This window comes from Roseibium algae (assembly GCF_037783265.1).
GTDB lineage: Bacteria > Pseudomonadota > Alphaproteobacteria > Rhizobiales > Stappiaceae > Roseibium > Roseibium algae.
In genome coordinates this window covers 133,484-151,455 of sequence record NZ_JBAKIA010000012.1, presented here as the reverse complement: position 1 = coordinate 151,455, position 17,972 = coordinate 133,484, and the positions used below count along the sequence as shown (strand labels likewise).

The 17,972-nt window shown below is 54.9% G+C and carries 16 protein-coding genes; 8 read left to right on the top strand and 8 right to left on the bottom strand.

Annotated features, from left to right (window positions below):
* Positions 1 to 43 precede the first annotated feature (43 nt).
* The 7 genes from V6575_RS16605 (at position 44) to V6575_RS16575 (ending at position 9,562) form a co-directional block, all read left to right on the top strand.
* Complete coding sequence (locus V6575_RS16605) at positions 44 to 1,612, top strand: M81 family metallopeptidase (RefSeq protein ID WP_340275922.1); 1,569 nt, start codon at positions 44 to 46, stop codon at positions 1,610 to 1,612.
* Between the two features lie 125 nt (positions 1,613 to 1,737).
* Positions 1,738 to 3,369 carry an ABC transporter substrate-binding protein gene (locus tag V6575_RS16600; RefSeq protein WP_422785595.1) on the top strand — a complete coding sequence of 544 codons (1,632 nt, stop codon included), beginning with the start codon at positions 1,738 to 1,740 and terminating at the stop codon, positions 3,367 to 3,369.
* Between the two features lie 197 nt (positions 3,370 to 3,566).
* On the top strand, positions 3,567 to 4,508 hold the full coding sequence (locus V6575_RS16595) for an ABC transporter permease (RefSeq protein ID WP_340275918.1): 942 nt from the start codon (positions 3,567 to 3,569) through the stop codon (positions 4,506 to 4,508).
* A gap of 50 nt (positions 4,509 to 4,558) precedes the next feature.
* On the top strand, positions 4,559 to 5,395 hold the full coding sequence (locus V6575_RS16590) for an ABC transporter permease (RefSeq protein WP_422785594.1): 837 nt from the start codon (positions 4,559 to 4,561) through the stop codon (positions 5,393 to 5,395).
* 3 nt (positions 5,396 to 5,398) lie between these two features.
* Positions 5,399 to 7,087, top strand: coding sequence for an ABC transporter ATP-binding protein (locus tag V6575_RS16585; protein ID WP_340275914.1), 1,689 nt, complete (start codon positions 5,399 to 5,401; stop codon positions 7,085 to 7,087).
* 108 nt (positions 7,088 to 7,195) lie between these two features.
* Positions 7,196 to 8,356, top strand: a complete 1,161-nt coding sequence (locus tag V6575_RS16580) for a M20 aminoacylase family protein (protein WP_340275912.1) — start codon at positions 7,196 to 7,198, stop codon at positions 8,354 to 8,356.
* A 75-nt stretch (positions 8,357 to 8,431) separates the two neighbouring features.
* On the top strand, positions 8,432 to 9,562 hold the full coding sequence (locus V6575_RS16575; RefSeq protein WP_340275962.1) for a M20/M25/M40 family metallo-hydrolase: 1,131 nt from the start codon (positions 8,432 to 8,434) through the stop codon (positions 9,560 to 9,562).
* A 21-nt stretch (positions 9,563 to 9,583) separates the two neighbouring features.
* Here V6575_RS16575 and V6575_RS16570 read toward each other — a convergent pair whose 3' ends face one another.
* From V6575_RS16570 to V6575_RS16545, 6 genes are read right to left on the bottom strand one after another with little or no spacing between them, the layout of a single operon-like run.
* Positions 9,584 to 10,867, bottom strand: coding sequence for an amidase family protein (locus tag V6575_RS16570; RefSeq protein WP_340275910.1), 1,284 nt, complete (start codon positions 10,865 to 10,867; stop codon positions 9,584 to 9,586).
* 40 nt (positions 10,868 to 10,907) lie between these two features.
* Complete coding sequence (locus tag V6575_RS16565) at positions 10,908 to 11,561, bottom strand: DUF2848 domain-containing protein (protein ID WP_340275908.1); 654 nt, start codon at positions 11,559 to 11,561, stop codon at positions 10,908 to 10,910.
* A gap of 15 nt (positions 11,562 to 11,576) precedes the next feature.
* Positions 11,577 to 12,857, bottom strand: a complete 1,281-nt coding sequence (locus tag V6575_RS16560) for a TRAP transporter large permease (protein WP_340275907.1) — start codon at positions 12,855 to 12,857, stop codon at positions 11,577 to 11,579.
* On the bottom strand, positions 12,854 to 13,387 hold the full coding sequence (locus V6575_RS16555) for a TRAP transporter small permease subunit (RefSeq protein WP_340275906.1): 534 nt from the start codon (positions 13,385 to 13,387) through the stop codon (positions 12,854 to 12,856). Before V6575_RS16555 ends, V6575_RS16560 begins: the two co-directional genes overlap by 4 nt.
* 20 nt (positions 13,388 to 13,407) lie before the next feature.
* On the bottom strand, positions 13,408 to 14,448 hold the full coding sequence (locus tag V6575_RS16550; protein ID WP_340275904.1) for a TRAP transporter substrate-binding protein: 1,041 nt from the start codon (positions 14,446 to 14,448) through the stop codon (positions 13,408 to 13,410).
* 30 nt (positions 14,449 to 14,478) lie between these two features.
* Positions 14,479 to 15,294, bottom strand: a complete 816-nt coding sequence (locus V6575_RS16545) for a putative hydro-lyase (RefSeq protein ID WP_340275902.1) — start codon at positions 15,292 to 15,294, stop codon at positions 14,479 to 14,481.
* Between the two features lie 126 nt (positions 15,295 to 15,420).
* Here V6575_RS16545 and V6575_RS16540 point away from each other — a divergent pair, with 126 nt between their 5' ends.
* Positions 15,421 to 16,293 carry a LysR family transcriptional regulator gene (locus tag V6575_RS16540; RefSeq protein ID WP_340275901.1) on the top strand — a complete coding sequence of 291 codons (873 nt, stop codon included), beginning with the start codon at positions 15,421 to 15,423 and terminating at the stop codon, positions 16,291 to 16,293.
* Between the two features lie 34 nt (positions 16,294 to 16,327).
* On the opposite strand, the gene V6575_RS16535 is transcribed toward V6575_RS16540, so the two are convergent.
* Together V6575_RS16535 and V6575_RS16530 are read right to left on the bottom strand one after the other, a co-directional pair.
* A complete protein-coding gene (locus tag V6575_RS16535) occupies positions 16,328 to 16,600 on the bottom strand; it encodes an amphi-Trp domain-containing protein (protein WP_340275899.1) in 273 nt (90 codons plus the stop codon).
* Positions 16,597 to 17,952 carry a metallophosphoesterase family protein gene (locus V6575_RS16530; protein WP_340275897.1) on the bottom strand — a complete coding sequence of 452 codons (1,356 nt, stop codon included), beginning with the start codon at positions 17,950 to 17,952 and terminating at the stop codon, positions 16,597 to 16,599. The genes V6575_RS16535 and V6575_RS16530 overlap by 4 nt, the downstream gene beginning before the upstream one ends.
* Between the last annotated feature and the right edge of the window lie 20 nt (positions 17,953 to 17,972).

Sequence of the window (17,972 nt, the reverse complement as noted above, 5' to 3'; positions counted from 1 at the left end):
CACGACCTTGCCTTAATAGGTTGAGGTATTGGTGGCATTTGGAATGAGTGTTTTAGTTTCGAAAGAAAGGCGTGTTGGCGTGAAAAAGCGAGTTGCCATTGCTGGGTTTCTTCATGAAACCAATACGTTTGCGCCATCGCTGGCGACATATGATCACTTTGTAGAAGGTGGCGGACATATGCCGTTGAGCTGCGGTGATGAGCTGCTTGAGCGATGTCAGGGCGTCAACATAGGCATTTCTGGTGCAGTTGTGTTTGGTAATCACGCAAACTGGGATCTGGTTCCGTTGCTCTGGGCCGCAGCGATACCGTCGGCTCACGTTGATGAAATCGCGTTCGAAAAAATCCTTCGCGATTTAATTTTGCGTCTTGAAGCGGCTGGCGATCTTGATGGCGTTTATCTGGACCTCCATGGAGCCATGGTTTGTCAGCATATAGATGATGGCGAGGGTGAGATCATCGCGCGGGTTCGCGCTGTCGTTGGCCCTGATGTTTCGGTGGCTGTCACGCTCGACCTGCACGGCAATGTCACTCAAAAAATGGTGACTGAAAGCGATGTCATGGTTGCTTATCGAACCTATCCGCATGTGGATATGGCCGAGAGCGGGCGCCGTACAGCTGTTCAACTGAATGCCTTGATGATGCGGGGCGCACCTTTTGCAAAGACCTTCCGGCAGCTTCCATTTCTTATCCCGATCCCTTGGCAATGTACGGATATTGAACCAGCCAAAAGTCTCTATAGCAGCCTTGCTCAGGCTGAAGGTGGCATGGTCTCAAGCCTGTCGTTTCTGACGGGCTTTCCGGCGGCTGACTTTGCGGACTGCGGACCATGTGTCCTTGGTTATGGTGAAGATGCCGTCGCTGTTCAAACTGCCGTGGATGACTTCTGCGCTCAGGTGCTTGACCGGGAAACAGACTTTGGCGGCAAGGCCTATTCGCCAGACGAAGGGATCGCATTGGCGATTTCTCTCAGTGCGCGGGCCACCAAGCCGATTGTTATTGCTGATACCCAGGATAATCCGGGGGCGGGCGGCGATTCCAATACTGCCGGACTGCTGAAAGCCCTTGTTGAGGCGGATGCGCAGCGGACAGCACTTGGGCTTATGGTCGATCCTGATGCCGCGCGTCTTGTGCATGAGGCCGGTGAAGGGGCTGAAATTCCTTTGACCTTAGGCGGAAAATCCGGTGTTGTGGGAGATATTCCGTTTTCCGGCACGTTTCGGATTGAGAAATTGTCCGATGGAAAATTTACGACGACTGGCCCTTACTATGGTGGAGCCCAGATGGATCTGGGGCCCTCCGCCTGTCTCGTTCTGGGTGGTGTCCGTGTCGTTCTTGCCAGCAAGAAAGTGCAAATGGCGGATCAGGCTATGTATCGCTTTGTCGGTATCGAGCCTATGGACCAAGCCATTCTTGTCAATAAGAGCTCTGTCCACTTCAGAGCGGATTTTGCGCCGATTGCAGCAGATATCCTTGTGTGTACGGCGCCAGGCCCTATGGCGCTTTACGCAAGCGATCTTCCGTTTAAGAAATTGTCAGAAGGCATCCGCTTGTCTCCCGGTGGACCGGCCTTCAACTCAGACCAACAGGAGGCTGTCGCCAAAGCGTCCTGACGGAATACGGACTGAAGGGCGCCAATGTGTGTTCCTTCAGCCTGTCCTAAACCGGCCGGAAACAGGCTGGAGCATCAAAAGAAGATAAGAACCATCTAACCAGACGGGAAATGACAATGCAGAATATGACAGAGGGTGTCCACAACAAGAGCGGTCGCCGACGCATCGGACGCCGCGGTGGGATTGTCAGCAAGATTGCTGCGGGTTTGATCGCCGGAACCTTGCTGGCTGGCGCTGGGGCTGCCCAGGCTGAAGAAAAGGTTGTAACAGCGGTCATGCACTCCGGCCTCAGGGTCATCGATCCGGTCATCACGACAGCCCATATCGTGCGTAACCACGCTTATATGATCTATGACGTGCTCATTGCCGTGGATGAAAACTTCAAGCCACAGCCGCAGATGGCCGATTGGACCATTTCCGACGACAAGTTAGTCTACACGCTGACATTGCGAGATGGTTTGAAATTCCACGATGGCGCACCGGTGACCGCGGCAGATGCGGTTGCATCCCTGAAGCGTTGGGGCAGCAAGGATTCTGGCGGTCAGCTTATCTTCGATGTGACTGATACCCTGACTGCGACCGATGACAAGACACTCGTGTGGACGCTTAAGGAGCCTTTTGCTCCCCTGATTGATACATTGGCCAAATTGTCTGCCTTGCCGCCATTCATCATGCCAGCCAGCGTCGCAGCCACTCCGTCGAGTGAATCTATCACCAGCTTCATCGGCTCCGGTCCCTTCAAATTTGTTGAAGATGAATATCAGCCGGGTGTCAGCGTCACTTACGTCAAGAATGAAGACTACGTTCCGCGCAGTGAGCCAGCCAACTGGATGGCTGGCGGTAAAGTCGTAAATATCGACAAGGTCAAATGGGTGACCATGCCGGATACCCAGACGGCGTTGAATGCCCTGTTGTCTGGTGAAGTTGACTATGTCGAGCAGGTGCCTGTCGACCTTTTGCCAATTCTGGATTCGAGTGAGGACGTTGTTGCCGAAGTTCGTGATCCGCTTGGATATCAGACCATTGGACGGATGAACTTTCTCTATCCCCCGTTTGACAATGTGAAGGTTCGGCAAGCTGCGATGATGGCCATGAGCCAGAAGGATGTGCTTGGAACACTGATCGGCAATCCCGACTACTACAAGATCTGCGGTGCCGTATTTGGTTGCGGAACTCCGCTTGCTGATGAAGCGGGTGCTGAAACATTGATCACAGGTGGCGACATCCCTGGCGCGAAGGCCCTTCTGGCTGAGAGCGGCTATGATGGAACTCCTGTGGTTCTGATGCAGCCGACCGATGTTTCCACTTTGACTGCCCAGCCGATCGTGGCCGCACAGGCCTTGCGTGATGCTGGCTTCACAGTCGACATGCAGGCCATGGACTGGCAGACTCTTGTTGGCCGTCGCGCCAGCCAGGCAAAGCCATCTGAAGGTGGTTGGAACCTGTTCTTCACCAACTGGGGTGTGCCGGAAGTCAATACGCCACTGATCAACCCGATGTTGAATGGTCGCGGCAATGATGCCTGGTTCGGCTGGCCGACAGATCCTGAACTGGAATCCCTGCGCAAGGACTTCATTCGTGCAGAGACACCAGAGGACCAGCTCGCCGTTGCAAAGCTGATCCAGGCTCATGCGCTGGATGTGGTCAATTACATTCCGCTTGGACAGTATCTTTCACCGCAAGCCCGCAGCACGAAGATTGTCGACATGATCCCGTCGCCAGTACCAGTTTTCTGGGCGATGAAAAAAGAAGACTGATGTCAGTCTCGCGTTAAGACTTGGTATCTGGCTAGCAGCCAGCCAGATACTTGAGGCACCAGATCGGGGAACTTTTGATTGAGTTCTCCGGTTTGGTTTCCCCGGCTTGACCTGTGGTTCAAGCGGCGGAACACCGGACATAACCACCGGATATGATGTAGAGTTTTTGATCTTGAACCAAAGGGGCCGACCGGCCGATGCTTGGCTATATTTCCCGACGCCTTCTCGCGGTGATACCTGTCATCACCTTCGTGGCGATCTTTGTCTTTCTTCTGTTGAGACTGACGCCCGGAGATCCGGCGGCAATTCTTGCAGGAGATTCCGCCACGCCAGAGCAGCTTGAGCGAATTCGAACTTCGCTTGGCCTCAATGATTCGCTGCTGACGCAATTTGGCACCTGGATAGGCCAGTTGGTACAGGGCGACCTGGGCATATCCCTGATCTCCAATGTGCCGGTGGTGGACATGATCGGCCAGCGCATCTGGCCAACCATCAACATTGCGCTCCTGACTATTCTTTTGTCGGTCCTGATTGCAGTGCCAATGGGTGTTGTTGCAGCTTGGCGGCATAGAACCTGGGCCGATTATGCGGTCATGACATTTTCCGTTCTCGGATTCTCGGTTCCGGTCTTTGTCATTGGATATATTTTCATTCAGGTCTTCTCAATCGAACTCAGATGGCTGCCAGTGCAGGGCTACACGGCGCCGTCTAAAGACTTTGGCAAGTTTATGGCCCGTGCCATCCTGCCGTGTCTGACGCTGGCGACGATTTATGTGGCGCTGATTGCCCGGATGACCCGCGCAAGCATGCTTGAGGTTCTGGGGGAAGATTTCATTCGCACCGCCAGGGCGAAAGGTGTCTCAGAGCGTGTTGTTCTCTTCCGGCATGCCCTTAGAAATGCAGCCGTGCCGATTCTGACAATCATCGGAACGGGCTTCGCATTGCTGATTTCCGGTGTGGTCATTACAGAAAGTGTCTTCAATATTCCGGGCATTGGCCGTTTGACCGTGGATGCGATCCTGGCCCGTGATTATCCGGTCATTCAAGCCATGATCCTGCTCACCAGTGCGATCTACGTCTTCATCAATTTGATGATCGACATCTCCTACAGCGTGTTTGACCCGAGGATCCGGTACTGATGTCTGCAGCTTTTGAACCGACCTCTCGTATGAAGAGCGTCCTGGACTTTATGTCCGTGACCTTGGCATTGCGCAAACTGGGCGGCGGCCCGACCATTGCTGCCGTTGTCCTCGCGATTATCGTCATTGCCGCGATTTTTGCGCCACTTTATATTCCGCATGATCCGCTGAAAATCGACGCGCTCAATCGCCTGAAAGGATCGAGCTCAACCTTTCTGCTTGGAACGGATGCGTTTGGCCGGGATCTGTTTTCCAGGGTCGTCATGGGCGCGCGCGTATCGCTGTTCATCGGGGTTGGGGCGGCTGTCGTCAGCGTCTTCCTTGGACTGCTGATCGGCCTTGTCTCCGGCTTCTACAGAACCGCCGACGCAATCATCATGCGCATCATGGACAGCCTGATGGCAATTCCGTCAATCCTACTGGCCATCGCTCTGGTCGCGCTCAATGGCCCCAGTCTCTGGTCGGTCATTGCAGCGATAACACTGCCGGAAATTCCACGGGTCGTGCGTCTTGTCCGTGCCGTGGTCTTGACGGCCCGCGAGGAGCCCTATGTCGAGGCGGCGATCTCGCTGGGGTCATCAATGCCGAAAATTCTATGGCAGCATTTGATGCCCAACACTTTGGCCCCGTTGACAGTCCAGGGGACCTATATCTGCGCCTCGGCGATCTTGACGGAGGCCATCCTGTCTTTTCTGGGAGCCGGGGTCAGCACTGAAATTCCGACCTGGGGAAACATCATGGCCGAGGGGCGGCTGTACTTCCAGATCAAACCGGCGCTGATCTTCTGGCCCGGTGTGATGCTGTCTCTATGCATCCTTTCCATCAATCTCTTGGGCGATACAGCCCGCGATCTTCTTGATCCGCGGCTGCGCAAACGGGAGACATAAGCTGTGCTCTTCAAGACAAAATCCTTCGCCGATGCCCCAACCGTTTTGACGATCGAAAATCTGACAGTGGGACTATCAGGCGCGACGGACACCTCGAAACCTGTGCTTGATAATATTTCCTTCTCCATCCGCGCCGGTGAAACCGTCTGTCTCGTGGGTGAAAGCGGGTCAGGCAAGTCGGTCACTTCTTTGGCGACCATGGGACTTTTGCCCAAGGCTGCGTTGGAAGTGTCTGGTGGGCGTATTCTTCTGGGCGACAAAAATCTGCTTGATATGACACCCAGCGAGATGCGGGACATGCGCGCCAAGAACCTTTCTATGGTGTTTCAGGAGCCGATGACTGCTCTCAATCCGGTCATGCGGGTTGGGGATCAGATCGAAGAGGTTCTGGATACCCACGCTCGTCTCACCAGCAAGGAGAAGAAAGAACGGGTGCTGGACATCATGACCCAGGTTCATCTGCCGGACGTGGAGCGGATTTATCGGTCTTTTCCGCATCAACTGTCCGGTGGTCAGCGCCAGCGCATCATGATTGCCATGGCGCTTATTCTCGAACCTCAGTTGTTGATTGCCGATGAGCCGACGACGGCTCTGGATGTGACCACGCAGCGCCAGATCTTGAGCCTGATTGCCGAGCTTCAGGAAAAACACGGAACGGCTGTGCTCTTCATCACTCACGATATGGGCGTGGTCGCAGAGATTGCCGATACCGTGCAGGTGATGAAGCAGGGCGAACTGGTGGAGGGGGCGCCTGTCGAAGCGCTTTTGCGAACGCCGCAGCAAGATTATACCAAGCGGCTATTGAAAGCGGTTCCAAGCCTTGTTCCCAGAGCCCCTCGGGCGACGCTTCAGGATACAACTGAGAGCGGAGACCCCGTCCTTGCGGTCAACAATTTGGCAAAGGTCTATGGCGCGCGTAGTTGGTTCTTGAACCGGCCACCGACCCAGGCCGCCAAGAATGTATGCTTTGATATTCCAGCTGGTCGTACGCTCGGAATTGTTGGCGAGAGTGGGTCTGGCAAGTCAACTGTAGCACGATGTGTCATGCGTCTGATCGATCCCACTGACGGGTCTGTTCAGGTCGCAGGCACCGAGATTGCACAACTTAGACAATCCGAACTGCGCGCGCATCGCAAGCACATCCAGATTGTCTTTCAGGATCCGTTTCGATCCCTCAATCCGCGTTGGACGGTAGGGCGCTGCTTGGTCGAAGGCCTGCTTAATCTTGGCCAGGACAAGGACGCAGCGATGACGCGGGCGAAGGAACTTATGCAGCTTGTCGGTCTGCCGGAAGATGCGGTTGATCGTTATCCGCACCAGTTCTCGGGTGGCCAGAGACAGCGTATCGCCATTGCCCGCGCTATTGCCATGGAGCCGGATGTGCTGGTAGCGGATGAAGCTGTGTCGGCGTTGGATGTTTCGGTTCAAGATCAGGTTCTTGAGATCCTGAATGACCTGCAAGAGAAACTGGGAATCGCGATCCTCTTCATTACCCATGACCTCAGAGTAGCAGCCCAGATCTGCGACGATGTTCTGGTGATGCAGAAGGGTATTGTCGTGGAACATGATACGGCCGCCAAGGTGCTTGGCAATCCCCAGCACCCCTACACGAAATCATTGATTGAGGCGGCTCCCGGGCGCGCCTGGGACTTCGCCAATTTCCGGGAATTGAAGGCCACTCAGGTGGCCTGATAGGTGCCTTTGCTAAATACAAGAATGAGAATTGCGGATGTTAACCTGGCCAGATGCCCAGATGACCAGATGACCAGAGTTACCGCTTATTAGACTGGAGAACTGAGTATGCCTGTATTGGAAAAAATCGCCGGTTATGCGGAAGAAATGACGGCTTTGCGGCGCGACATTCATGCAAATCCGGAGATTGGTTTTGAGGAAGAACGCACCTCGGGCATTGTTGCGAAACTCCTTGAAGGCTGGGGTGTGGAAGTTCATCGGGGGCTTGGTAAAACGGGTGTTATTGGTGTCCTGCAAGGCAGTAAGGGTGCAGGCAAGACCATTGGCCTGCGTGCCGACATGGACGCTCTACCAATGGATGAACAGACCAATCTGCCTTTCAGTTCGAAAAAACCAGGCAAGTTTCACGGTTGTGGCCATGATGGTCACACGACGATGCTGCTAGGTGCTGCGCGCTATCTCGCTGACACGAAAGACTTCGCTGGCAAGGTCATTTTCATTTTTCAGCCCGCGGAAGAGGGGCTGGGCGGTGCACGTGCCATGCTCGATGAGGGGCTTTTTCAGAAGTTCCCCTGCGATGAGATCTACGGCATGCACAACAACCCTCTTGCGCCGCCAAACTTCGTCGGAGTCCGTCCGGGTGTTGCCATGGCCGGAGCGACTTTCTTTGATATCGAAATCCTTGGGAAGGGCAGTCATGGGGCAATGCCACAGCATGCCAAGGACCCTATCGTGATTTCCACATCTCTTGTGCAGAACCTTCAGAGTATTGTTAGCCGTAATCTCGCACCGGTGGAACCCGCCGTTCTGTCTGTTACCCAGATCCATTCTGGAACGGCCTATAATGTCGTGCCGGAGAAGGCCGTTATTTCCGGTACCATCCGGTATTTCAGCGATGATGTTCGGGACATGATTCACAGCCGCGTTAATGACATGTGTGATGGGTTTGCCAAAAGCTTTGGTGTTGAGATCAAGGTCGACCTCCGTCCGATTTTTTCAGTTTTGCGCAATGATGATGCTCTTTCTGCGGCCTACCTGGACGCAGCTGCTGAAGTTGTTGGCCAGCAGAATGTTTCCGATCAGCAGGACCTGGTGACGGGCAGCGAAGATTTTGCAGACATGTTGAATGTTGTACCGGGTGCTTATTGCACCATTGGCCACAGCGGCGGGATACCGGTTCATAATCCGGCTTTCGTACTGGATGATGCGATTTTGCCCGTTGGTGCCAGTGTTTATGCTCGTATTGTTGAAAAGCGCCTTGCTGCTTGAAGTGGCTTTTCGTGTGTATAGACCCATGCGCATTACCTGCGTGTATTCGTCTCACTATTTGGACTGGACGAGATGATGAATTTTAAAGAATTACCATTTGATTCCAACCTAATGCTGGCGGGTCTTAAAGTATGGGTTGAGTGTGAAAGTCCAACCTTTGATCCTGCGTCTGTCAACCGGATGATGGATTTAGCAGCCTATGATTTGGCGGCGCTTGGTGCTGTGATCGAGCGTATTCCAGGGCGGATGGGCTTCGGCGATTCCGTGCGGGCCCGTTTGCCGCATAAAGACATGGGCAAGCCTGGCGTTCTGGTGAGCGGTCATCTGGATACGGTGCATCCGATCGGGACTTTGGAAAAGCTGCCTTTCAGGATTGAAGATGGTAAGGCCTGGGGGCCAGGCATACAGGACATGAAAGGCGGGAACTATGCTGCCCTGGAAGCGCTGCGCCAGATTGTAAAGGCAGGGCTAGACACGCCTCTGCCGGTGACTGTTCTGTTCACGCCCGACGAAGAAGTCGGCACGCCTGCAACGCGGGGCTTGATCGAGATGGAGGCCGCACGCAACAAATATGTGCTTGTGCCTGAGCCTGCCACGCCGGATGGCGGTTGCGTGACCGGCCGTTATGCTATTGCGCGCTTTGATCTGAAAACGATTGGTCGTCCGAGCCACGCCAGTTGGGCGTTGAAAGATGGCCGTTCCGCCATTGCAGAAATGGCACGGAGGATACTGGATATCGAGGCGATGAGTGGCGAGGATTGCACTTTTAGCGTTGGGGTGTTCCACGCGGGGCAATGGGTCAATTGCGTTTCATCGTCTTGTCAGGCTGAGGTGTTGTCCATGGCCAAGAGGCAGGCGGATCTCGATAAGGGCGTGGAAGACATGCTCGCGTTGAATGATGCCAGCGGGGATGTGGTCTTTGAAGTAACCAGAGGCGTCACCCGCCCGGTGTGGGAACCAGATGCTGACACGCTGGCCCTCTATGAAATCACCCGTGAAATCGCCGCGGAGATCGGCTTTGATATGCCTCATTGCAGCGCGGGCGGTGGGTCCGACGGTAATTTCACCGGGGCCATGGGCATTCCGACCATCGATTCCATCGGTGTGCGCGGTGCCGGGTTGCACACCCTGAATGAACACATCATCATCAACAGTCTGGCCGAACGGGCCAAGCTTGGTGCTGGCCTGTTCTTGCGTCTGACCTAGATAGCCTTGGGAAGCCGAGCTCTAATGGAGATCGGCTTCCAGTTCTTTAGCACAAGCCAACAAGGTTTCGTCCTTGTTGTTTGCTCCAACCAGCATCGCACTGAGCTGAAGGTCCTCGTGCTTAAATGGCAAGGCAATAGAACAACCGTTTGCGCCATTGGCCAGAGATGGATTGCGCAGCGCCAGCAGGTTCTGCTGGTTGAACGCTTCGTCGCTCTGCATATCAGTGATGGTCGGTGGCAAGTTCGCTGTTGTCGGCAGGATCAGTAGATCATCTCCAAGCTCTGCCGCAAATGCGTTGGAAAATGCAACTTGTTGGTTAAGCGTCTGGCGATAATCAACGGCCGAAATTTCGTTTGCCCGTGTCATGCGTGAGTGGACGCGTGGGTCAAAATCTTCAGCGTTGTTCTGGAAGTATGTCTCGTAATGAGCTCGAGATTCCACAGATGTCAGATGCCAGGGTGCGATCTTTTTGAAGAGTTCCAGGCTATCAAGCGGGCGTTCGACAATTCGCCATCCTAAACGCGTCAACTTTCCACACAGGGCTTCGAACCCTTCGGCAATTGCAGGATCCAGTTCGTTGAAGCCGAAATTCCGGCCGATCACAAGCTGGCGTTTGGCCGGTGTTACGGGTATGTCGGGAAGGCCAGCCATGACCCTCCAGGCCAGTTCACATGCCTCCAGGGAGGTTGCCATCGGACCGAAACTGTCGAGCGTGTCTGATAATGGCTTGCCGCCTTCCATCGAGACCGTAGCCTGGCTAGGTTTAAAGCCGACAATGCCGCAAAAGGCAGCCGGAATGCGCAGAGAACCGCCGGTGTCACTGCCGATGGCAATGTCGCAGAGGCCAAGCGCAACAGACACCGCCCCGCCACTGGTCGAGCCCCCGGGAAGGCAACCTTTGAAGATCGGGTTTTCCGGTGTGCCAAAATGCGGGTTCAGGCCCAGTCCAGAGTAGGCGAACTCAGACATGTTGGTCAGGCCGACAAATGTTGCCCCAGCGTCCGCCAATTTTGCAATACAGGGAGCGTCGCTGCTGGCTGCAGGTTCGACCTGAAGAACCTTCGTTCCAGCGGTCGTGACTTTTCCTTCAACGTCGAAGAGCGCTTTAACGCTGACCAAAGCGCCCGCCAGCGGAGAGCCTTTATGATGAGTGGCACTGGCTGCCATCTTTCTGGCGCGGTCCGGCAAGGTCTTGGTGAAGACGCTTTTGGCGGCAACATCGTTGTCAGCCCTTTTGAGAGCGGCTTCCACACGCTCTGAGGCTGTGTCAGGTGACCAAGTGAAACGCGGCATGTTCGTCATGGCAAGGCTCTATGTTGTCTTGGCAATTTTGCGAGTGCTATCAGGCAATCGCTTTTAGCACGGCCGTTCCGTATGACCACTCGATTGTGCGTTTCATGACCGCGTCATGCAGGCTCATTTTGAAGTCTGCGCCGGGACGCACACCGCCGATGGCTGGCAAGGTGCCGCATAACATGGCCGTGTCATTCTCAAACGTGGTGCCGTCCATCAGGCTAGCCAACGGCAGAATGCTGGCCAGTGTGCCTTTTTGATAGGATGCCCATTCGTCATTTTCCTTGATCCAGGAGCAGAGCTCCAGCTGGTCAAGATGATCGACCACCTCGTCGTAGCGCCACAGGGTGTTCGCGACCGGCTTTTCGCAGATCTGCTTGGAATGGGCGACGGAATAGGTTTCCAGCGCCCGGTCAGTCTGATCCGAGGCAAGGCCAAGCCAGATTGTGCCGTCGATCTTCGCCAGGAACGGCTCGGCCTCACCGGAGGTCTCGCCGCCAAGAACCTGAATAGCATTTTCCTGCGTCAACAAAGCCGGGGCGCATTGATAGTAGAGCGGTACCGTGGAAGGAGCAGGAACGCCGATGGCAGCCAGTTCATCAATGTGGTGCTGAACTGCGGCGCGATCGCGCCCGGTCCAGCCTGCAACAATGAGACGTGTCGGTGTGAAGTCCACAGGGCCGGCTGATGTTTCAAATTTCATGTGTCTTGATACCAATTAGAGCGTGGACGGAAGGAATAGAGCGATCTGCGGTGCCAGGATCAGCAGGCCAACCATCAAAAGCATTGTCAGGGCATAAGGAATGCAGCCAAGCATGACGTCTGAGAAGCTGCCGCCTTTTCGTGCGGCTTGCACGACGTAGAGATTGAGGCCCACAGGCGGGGTGATCAAAGCCATCTCGACTAGGATAATCATCAGGATCCCGAACCAGATCTTGTCATAGCCAAGCTGAACTATGATCGGCACGACGATGGGGATGGTCGCGACCATCAGGGACAGGGTTTCGATGAAGAAGCCCAGCACGATGTAGATCAGGACAATGACCAGAAGTGTGGCGAGCGGACCCATGCCAAGACCGGACAGAAGGTTCTGCAATGTCCGGCTGACGCCAGCTGCCGTCAGGACGAAGTTCAGAATATATGCGCCAATCACGACCAACATGATCATGGAGGAGGTCTTGACGGCACCGCGCAGCGCTGAGGCCAGAATGGGCCAATTCAAGGCCTTCTGCTGAGCTGCAATGCAAAGGGATATCAATACGCCGACAGCCGCTGCTTCCGTTGGAGTTGCCCAACCGGCATAGATCGAGCCGACGATGGCCCCGAATAGACCCAATATGGGCAGAAGATCCGCAAGGGCGTTGAGTTTTGCTGTCAATGAGCTGCTGCGCTTTGGTCCGCCCAGCTTTGGCCAGAACACGCAAATAACAACTGTGACGGCCATGAACATGAGTGCAAGCATGAGGCCGGGAATAAGACCGGCCAGGAAAAGCTGCGGGATCGAGCTCTCCGTCAAAAAGCCATAGACAATCAGATTGATGGACGGCGGGATCATGATCCCCAAAGTGCCTCCGGCAGCAATCGCGCCAGAGAAAAGCTTCTCATCGTAGCCGAGTTCTTTTGCCTGGGGCATTGCAACCGTCGCAACTGTTGCCGCCGTTGCAACCGATGACCCTGAGGTGGCAGAGAACATGGTCGATGTTGCTATATTGGCATGGATCAGACCGCCGGGCAGCCAGGAGACCCATTTGTCGAGGGCAGCATATGTGCGCCCTGCAATGCCGCAGCGAACCAGTATTTCGCCGAGCAGGACGAACAGCGGAATGGTGATCAAGGTTGCACTGGAGGAGGAGGTCCAGACCACTTGACCAAGGCCACGCATGAGCGGGAAGGGGCTAAAGAACAGGTCCAGTCCGAATGCCAGCAGAAACAGGACAACGCCCACCGGAATGGACAGAGTGAGAAGACCCAGAAGGCCAAGAGATGTAAAAGAAATCATACTTCTGCCTTCGTGCCAGCCGTGGCTTCAACGCTTGAAAGATCGCCACGGATGAGGCTCTGCATGGCATGGATGAGCAATAGACATGCACTGATCGCGAACCAGGACCAGCCAGCCCACCACAGAGATTGCGGAATCCACAGCGGGGTTTCCAGCGGCGTGTTGGCCAGTGCCCCTGTCGAAAGGGTCTTTGACAAAACACTCCAGCCGCGCCATGCGACATAGACAGCCATGAAGGCCATGCTGGCGATGGCGATGACATCCAGAATGCTTCGCCCGAGGGGCACCATCTGATTGCGCAGAAGATCAATGCGGACATGCGCCCGCTCTGTCAGGGCGTAACTGACGCCCCAACTTGTTGTGACAGCCATGACGTAGCCGGAGATCTCATCGACCCCGCCCACCGACACTGCAAACCGCCGGATAACAATTTCCGATAGCGTGAATGCCACGCAGGCAAGGAGTGCCAAACCGACTGCAATTGCCAGGTGATCGTTAAGGCGGCGCAGATTTGCGATGAGCGAAGTCATTTTGATCTCAGGCTCCGGTGTTACTTGATTTCGACGCCGGTCACTTTACCAACCGTATCGCTCCAGCGCTTGCCCCAATCGCCACCGGCACGTTCTGACCACTCAGGCAGAACCTGTGTCAGAAGAACCTCTTTGGCTTTTGCTGTGTCAGCTTCGCTGGCTTCCACAAGGATCAGGTTCCGTGCGTCGCCGTAGCTGCATTCGCCATTTCCAGTGAGACAGGCAATGTCATTTTCCAGCGCGCTCTGAGCTGTTTCCCAGGCTGGAGCTTCCAGCTTGTCGTGAACGCCGGTTTCCAAAATTTTCTGCTCTTCAGCGCTCAAGGAGTTCCACTTGTCCAGATTGATGGCTGTGACAACTGGGTCCCAGCCACCAAGTGGCAATGTGAGCAGATGGGTTGTGACTTCCCACCACCCTGCATTGTAGCCTGAGCCAGCACCGGTGACTGCGCAATCGACAACGCCGCGCTGCAGCGCTCCTGGAACTTCACCGAAGCTAATGTTGACGCCTTCAGCGCCAAGAGCTTCAAGAAGCTTGGCGGTCATGCGTCCGGACGCGCGAATTTTCTTGCCCTTCAGATCGTCAAGGGAGGTGATTTCCGCGTTACAGAAAACGATCTGTGGCGGGTAGGGGGCAATGCCCAGAACCTTGGCATTGAAAACGGTTTTGAATATATCATCGACCATCGGCCGCGCAGCTTCCACGGCCTTGTGCGCGGTTTCTGCATCTGTTGCGATCAACGGCACGTCCAGGCCTTCAAGAGCTGCACTGTCGGAGACAGCATAGTCGCCCACGGTCATGCCGACATCAAAGACGCCTTGGCTGAGCATCCGGAACACATCGCCGCCGCCGATGCCCATCTGGTCATGGGTGGTCAGGGTTGCGGTCATGTCGCCGCCGGAGATTTCAGGCAGTGTCTCGTTCCAGAAGGGCGCTTCATACTGCTTGTGAAGCGGTAGGCCGCTCCAGCTGCCAACGACGGACAGTTCCACAGCCTGCGCGGATGACGCCGCCGCGAAAGCCGCGAGCGAGAGTGTGGTCAGAGCAATGTATTTTTTCATGTCAGTCTCCAGTCGAGGAAGGTTGAGCCCTTATTTGGGGTCTTGGTATGGGAAAATCGGCGCTGTGGTCTCAGCGACTTGGGTGATCAGCATGGCACCGGGTGAATGGGTGATGGCGATGACGGGCCTCGCCTCCATGATGGCCACTTGAGGGGTGACGCCGCAGGCCCAGAAAACCGGTACTTCGTCGTCCTTGATGGCCACCGGATCACCCCATTGTGGTGTCGTGATGTCGTAAATTCCGATGCTGGCCGGATCGCCAATATGGATTGGTGTTCCGTGTGCCAGCGGATAGGCGCCGCAGATGTCACGGGCCTCATCAACGCGGGCAATTGGCAGTGGACGCATGGACACCACCGTGTCGCCCTTGAAGCAGCGGCTCGGCGTGGTCTGGATGGAGGAGCGGTACATTGGGACCGTGATGTTTTGCTCTATGTGGCGCAATGTGAAACCTGCTTTCAGCAAGGCGGTCTCAAAAGTGAAGGAACAACCGATTGCAAAGGCGACAAAATCGTCCTGCCAGATTGGCGTCAAATCGGTGATCTGTTCGGCAAGAACGCCGTTGCGATAGACGTTGTAGTTCGGTGCGTCAGTGCGGATGTCGACATCCTGGCCTAATCTGGCGATATGCGGGTCGCCCGGCGCAGAATAGCCTGCCAGGGGGCAAGATTTGGGATTTGCCTTGCAGTAGCTCAAGAAATCATCGGCGAGGTCTTTAGGAAGAATGGCAAGGTTGCATTGAAGCAATCCCTGGGCAAGGCCGGCCGTATGGCCAAAGTAGCCTCCGGAGCGGATCGTTTGGCGCACGGTCTCACTGTCCAAATTGCATAGGTCCGGAAACTTCATCGCGCCCTCTTGCTCGGTTTAATTTGCAATTCCCAAAAGCTGAGGCAGTGGCTATATAAAGTCAAATCGCGTTTTTATGGTAATTGTGATCTAAAAAACTGATCACCTTTGAAGTGGAATGGGCTATTGACACTTGAACAACTCAGAACATTTTTGTGGGTTGCCCGGCTTGGCGGACTTCGCAAGGCCGCAGAGCAGATGCATGTCTCTCAGCCCGCTGTTTCAAGCCGGATTTCTGCGTTGGAAAGCTATCTCGGCACTCAGTTGTTTCTGCGGTCCCCGACCGGTGTCTCCTTGACGCGTCAGGGCGTTTTGCTACGCACTCATGCCGAGCAGATCGCAGGAATTGTTGAGCGGATCAAAGGGGATGTCATGTCGGAGGATGCTGTTAGCACTTTGCTGCGTCTGGGCGTTGCGGAGACTGTGGCGCAAACTTGGTTGCCGGATTTCCTAAGCCACCTGCACAGTGTTTATCCGAAACTTCGGATTGAAGTGTCAGTCGACATTTCGGTCCATCTTCGGGAGCTGCTACTGGACAGGTCTCTGGATCTGGCCATTCTGATGGGTCCGATCTCTGAATTCAGCGTTGATAATGTTGAATTGCCGCCGTTTGAGCTGAACTGGTACCGGCCCATCGATCTGCCAGATCCCGATTTGTCAACAACTCCTGTGATCACCTATCAACGGAACTCGCGGCCTCATCGGGAACTGACAAGGGAGCTGGAGGTGCGTTATGGCAGCACAGCCCAGGTTTTTCCGACCAATTCCTTGTCAACCGGATTTGAAATGGTGGCCTCCGGGATTGGAGTTGGCATATTGCCAGGAGCGCTTGGAACACGTTTGGTCGAGGAAAACAGGATCGCGAGTTTCGATCCTGGGTGGAACCCGAGCCCGTTGAGGTTCACAGCATCCTTCATAGGCGACCCACGCAACGAGCTGATCGCTCAGGCCGCTCAATTGGCAGGCAAGATTGCCAGCGAACACAGCGCTGGTTTGTAAGTGAGTTTTTGAGGTTAAAAAGCCAAATCCGTTCTCAAGACTTCACTTTGAGTTTTCCGGCGTCTTTCGGGGTGTCGGCGTCTGGGGTCCAGGAAATGCGGACGTCCAACCGGCAGCGACCTTCGTCTTTGGTCGCTGTCACTTTCAAATTCAGTAGATCTTTGGGCTCCAGCGTGATTTCGCCGGTTTCATCGCTGAAATGCAGTTCTCCCTTGGCAATGCCCCGATTGATTGCGGTCAAAAGGCTCTGTATCGTTTTGCGGTCCTGAAGGGATTCATGCTTGAAGCGATCCTTGCGGTCCATCATGTCAGCTGGCCTCTTTCTTCCAGATGTATGTTTCTTGGCCGTCGCGGCTGCTTCAGGTGCAAACGTGGAGTGAAGACTTTGGCATGGGGAAAATCCCTGCTGATGCCAACGATCTCACCGTCCGGGAATATCAGTGTCGCGCCTGAGCCAATTCCGTCAAGGCCTTCGAGCTGGCGCGAATTGCGATCCAGCGTCACGTCTGCCTCCAAGTGCAGCAAGCCTTTGATTGTCTTCAGTCGCTGTCCCTTGTGGCGGTTGATGTGACCCTGAATGACAATCTTGATGCCTGCCTGATGCAGATCTTCAACGCCTGAGCGGGTCAGCTTCTTGTCGACGGATCGGTATTTGGTGCGCATCATGTTGGCAACATTGCCGGAATAGAACGTAAACGGATCGTGACGCGCTTGTTCGCGGAACAGTTTGTTGAGGCGCCCGGGGCCTTTGTTTGAAATCTCCGATGACATTTGATCGTCCATGCCTGCGTGAACGAACAGCAGGGAACCTGATTTATGCACGGCCTTCATCTTGCCGTAGAACCAAGCGTATTGGCCATCGGGCCGAAGAAACAGATCCCGACATTTCAGGGCTGCGCAATAGAGCATTTGCAGGTCCATGCCAGCTGCCAGACTGGCGTCTTCAAAGGTGATGATCTTTTTGGTGAGGCGATTAACCTCTTTTGCGATGGCAGATGAACTTAAATGTGTTGCAGCAGCCTCCGGGAAGGTCGTGGTCCAGTCCTGGCTTGGAAAGATCAGCTCTCTGCAGGCCTTGAGATCCGGTGCATTATCCAGATCAGCCTTTGGGTCAACATAGCGGTCATAGACCTCCCGCAGCAGCGGCAGAACTTTTTTGCCCATCCGGATGAACATATGTTCGCTCAAGGGCGTGCGCGGCCCCAACAAAGCCCGAACTCCCAAAAGCAGGCGTAAATCGTGATTGCCCGCCAGCAGTTTGACCCGCGCACTCGTGTCTCTCAACGCCTTGATGGCATCAAGCAGGTCCAGGTTGCTTGGCCCCTTGTCGAGGCAGTCGCCGCCGATGATGATGGTGCAGGACGTACCGAACCGGGTGAGTTTGAAGTTATTTGAGAAGTCTTCAGCGCGTTGAATGACACCGGCAGAAGCCAATGATCGAAGAAACCCCTCAGCATCTGCATGAAGGTCCGAGACGAAGACAATTGGCCTCTTTGGCCATTTCCATCGGCCGTAACCGGCTGTGGCAGTCAGGTTTTGCAAAATGTCATCGGCTTGGTTGGCATCTGCGGCGCCTGACGTCTCGATGTCAAAGGGCCAGGGCACACATGTCTTCGGCATGCCTGGTGTTGGAACTGCCGCACCAAAAATCTCCGGCATAAAAGTCTGTTCGAAATTCG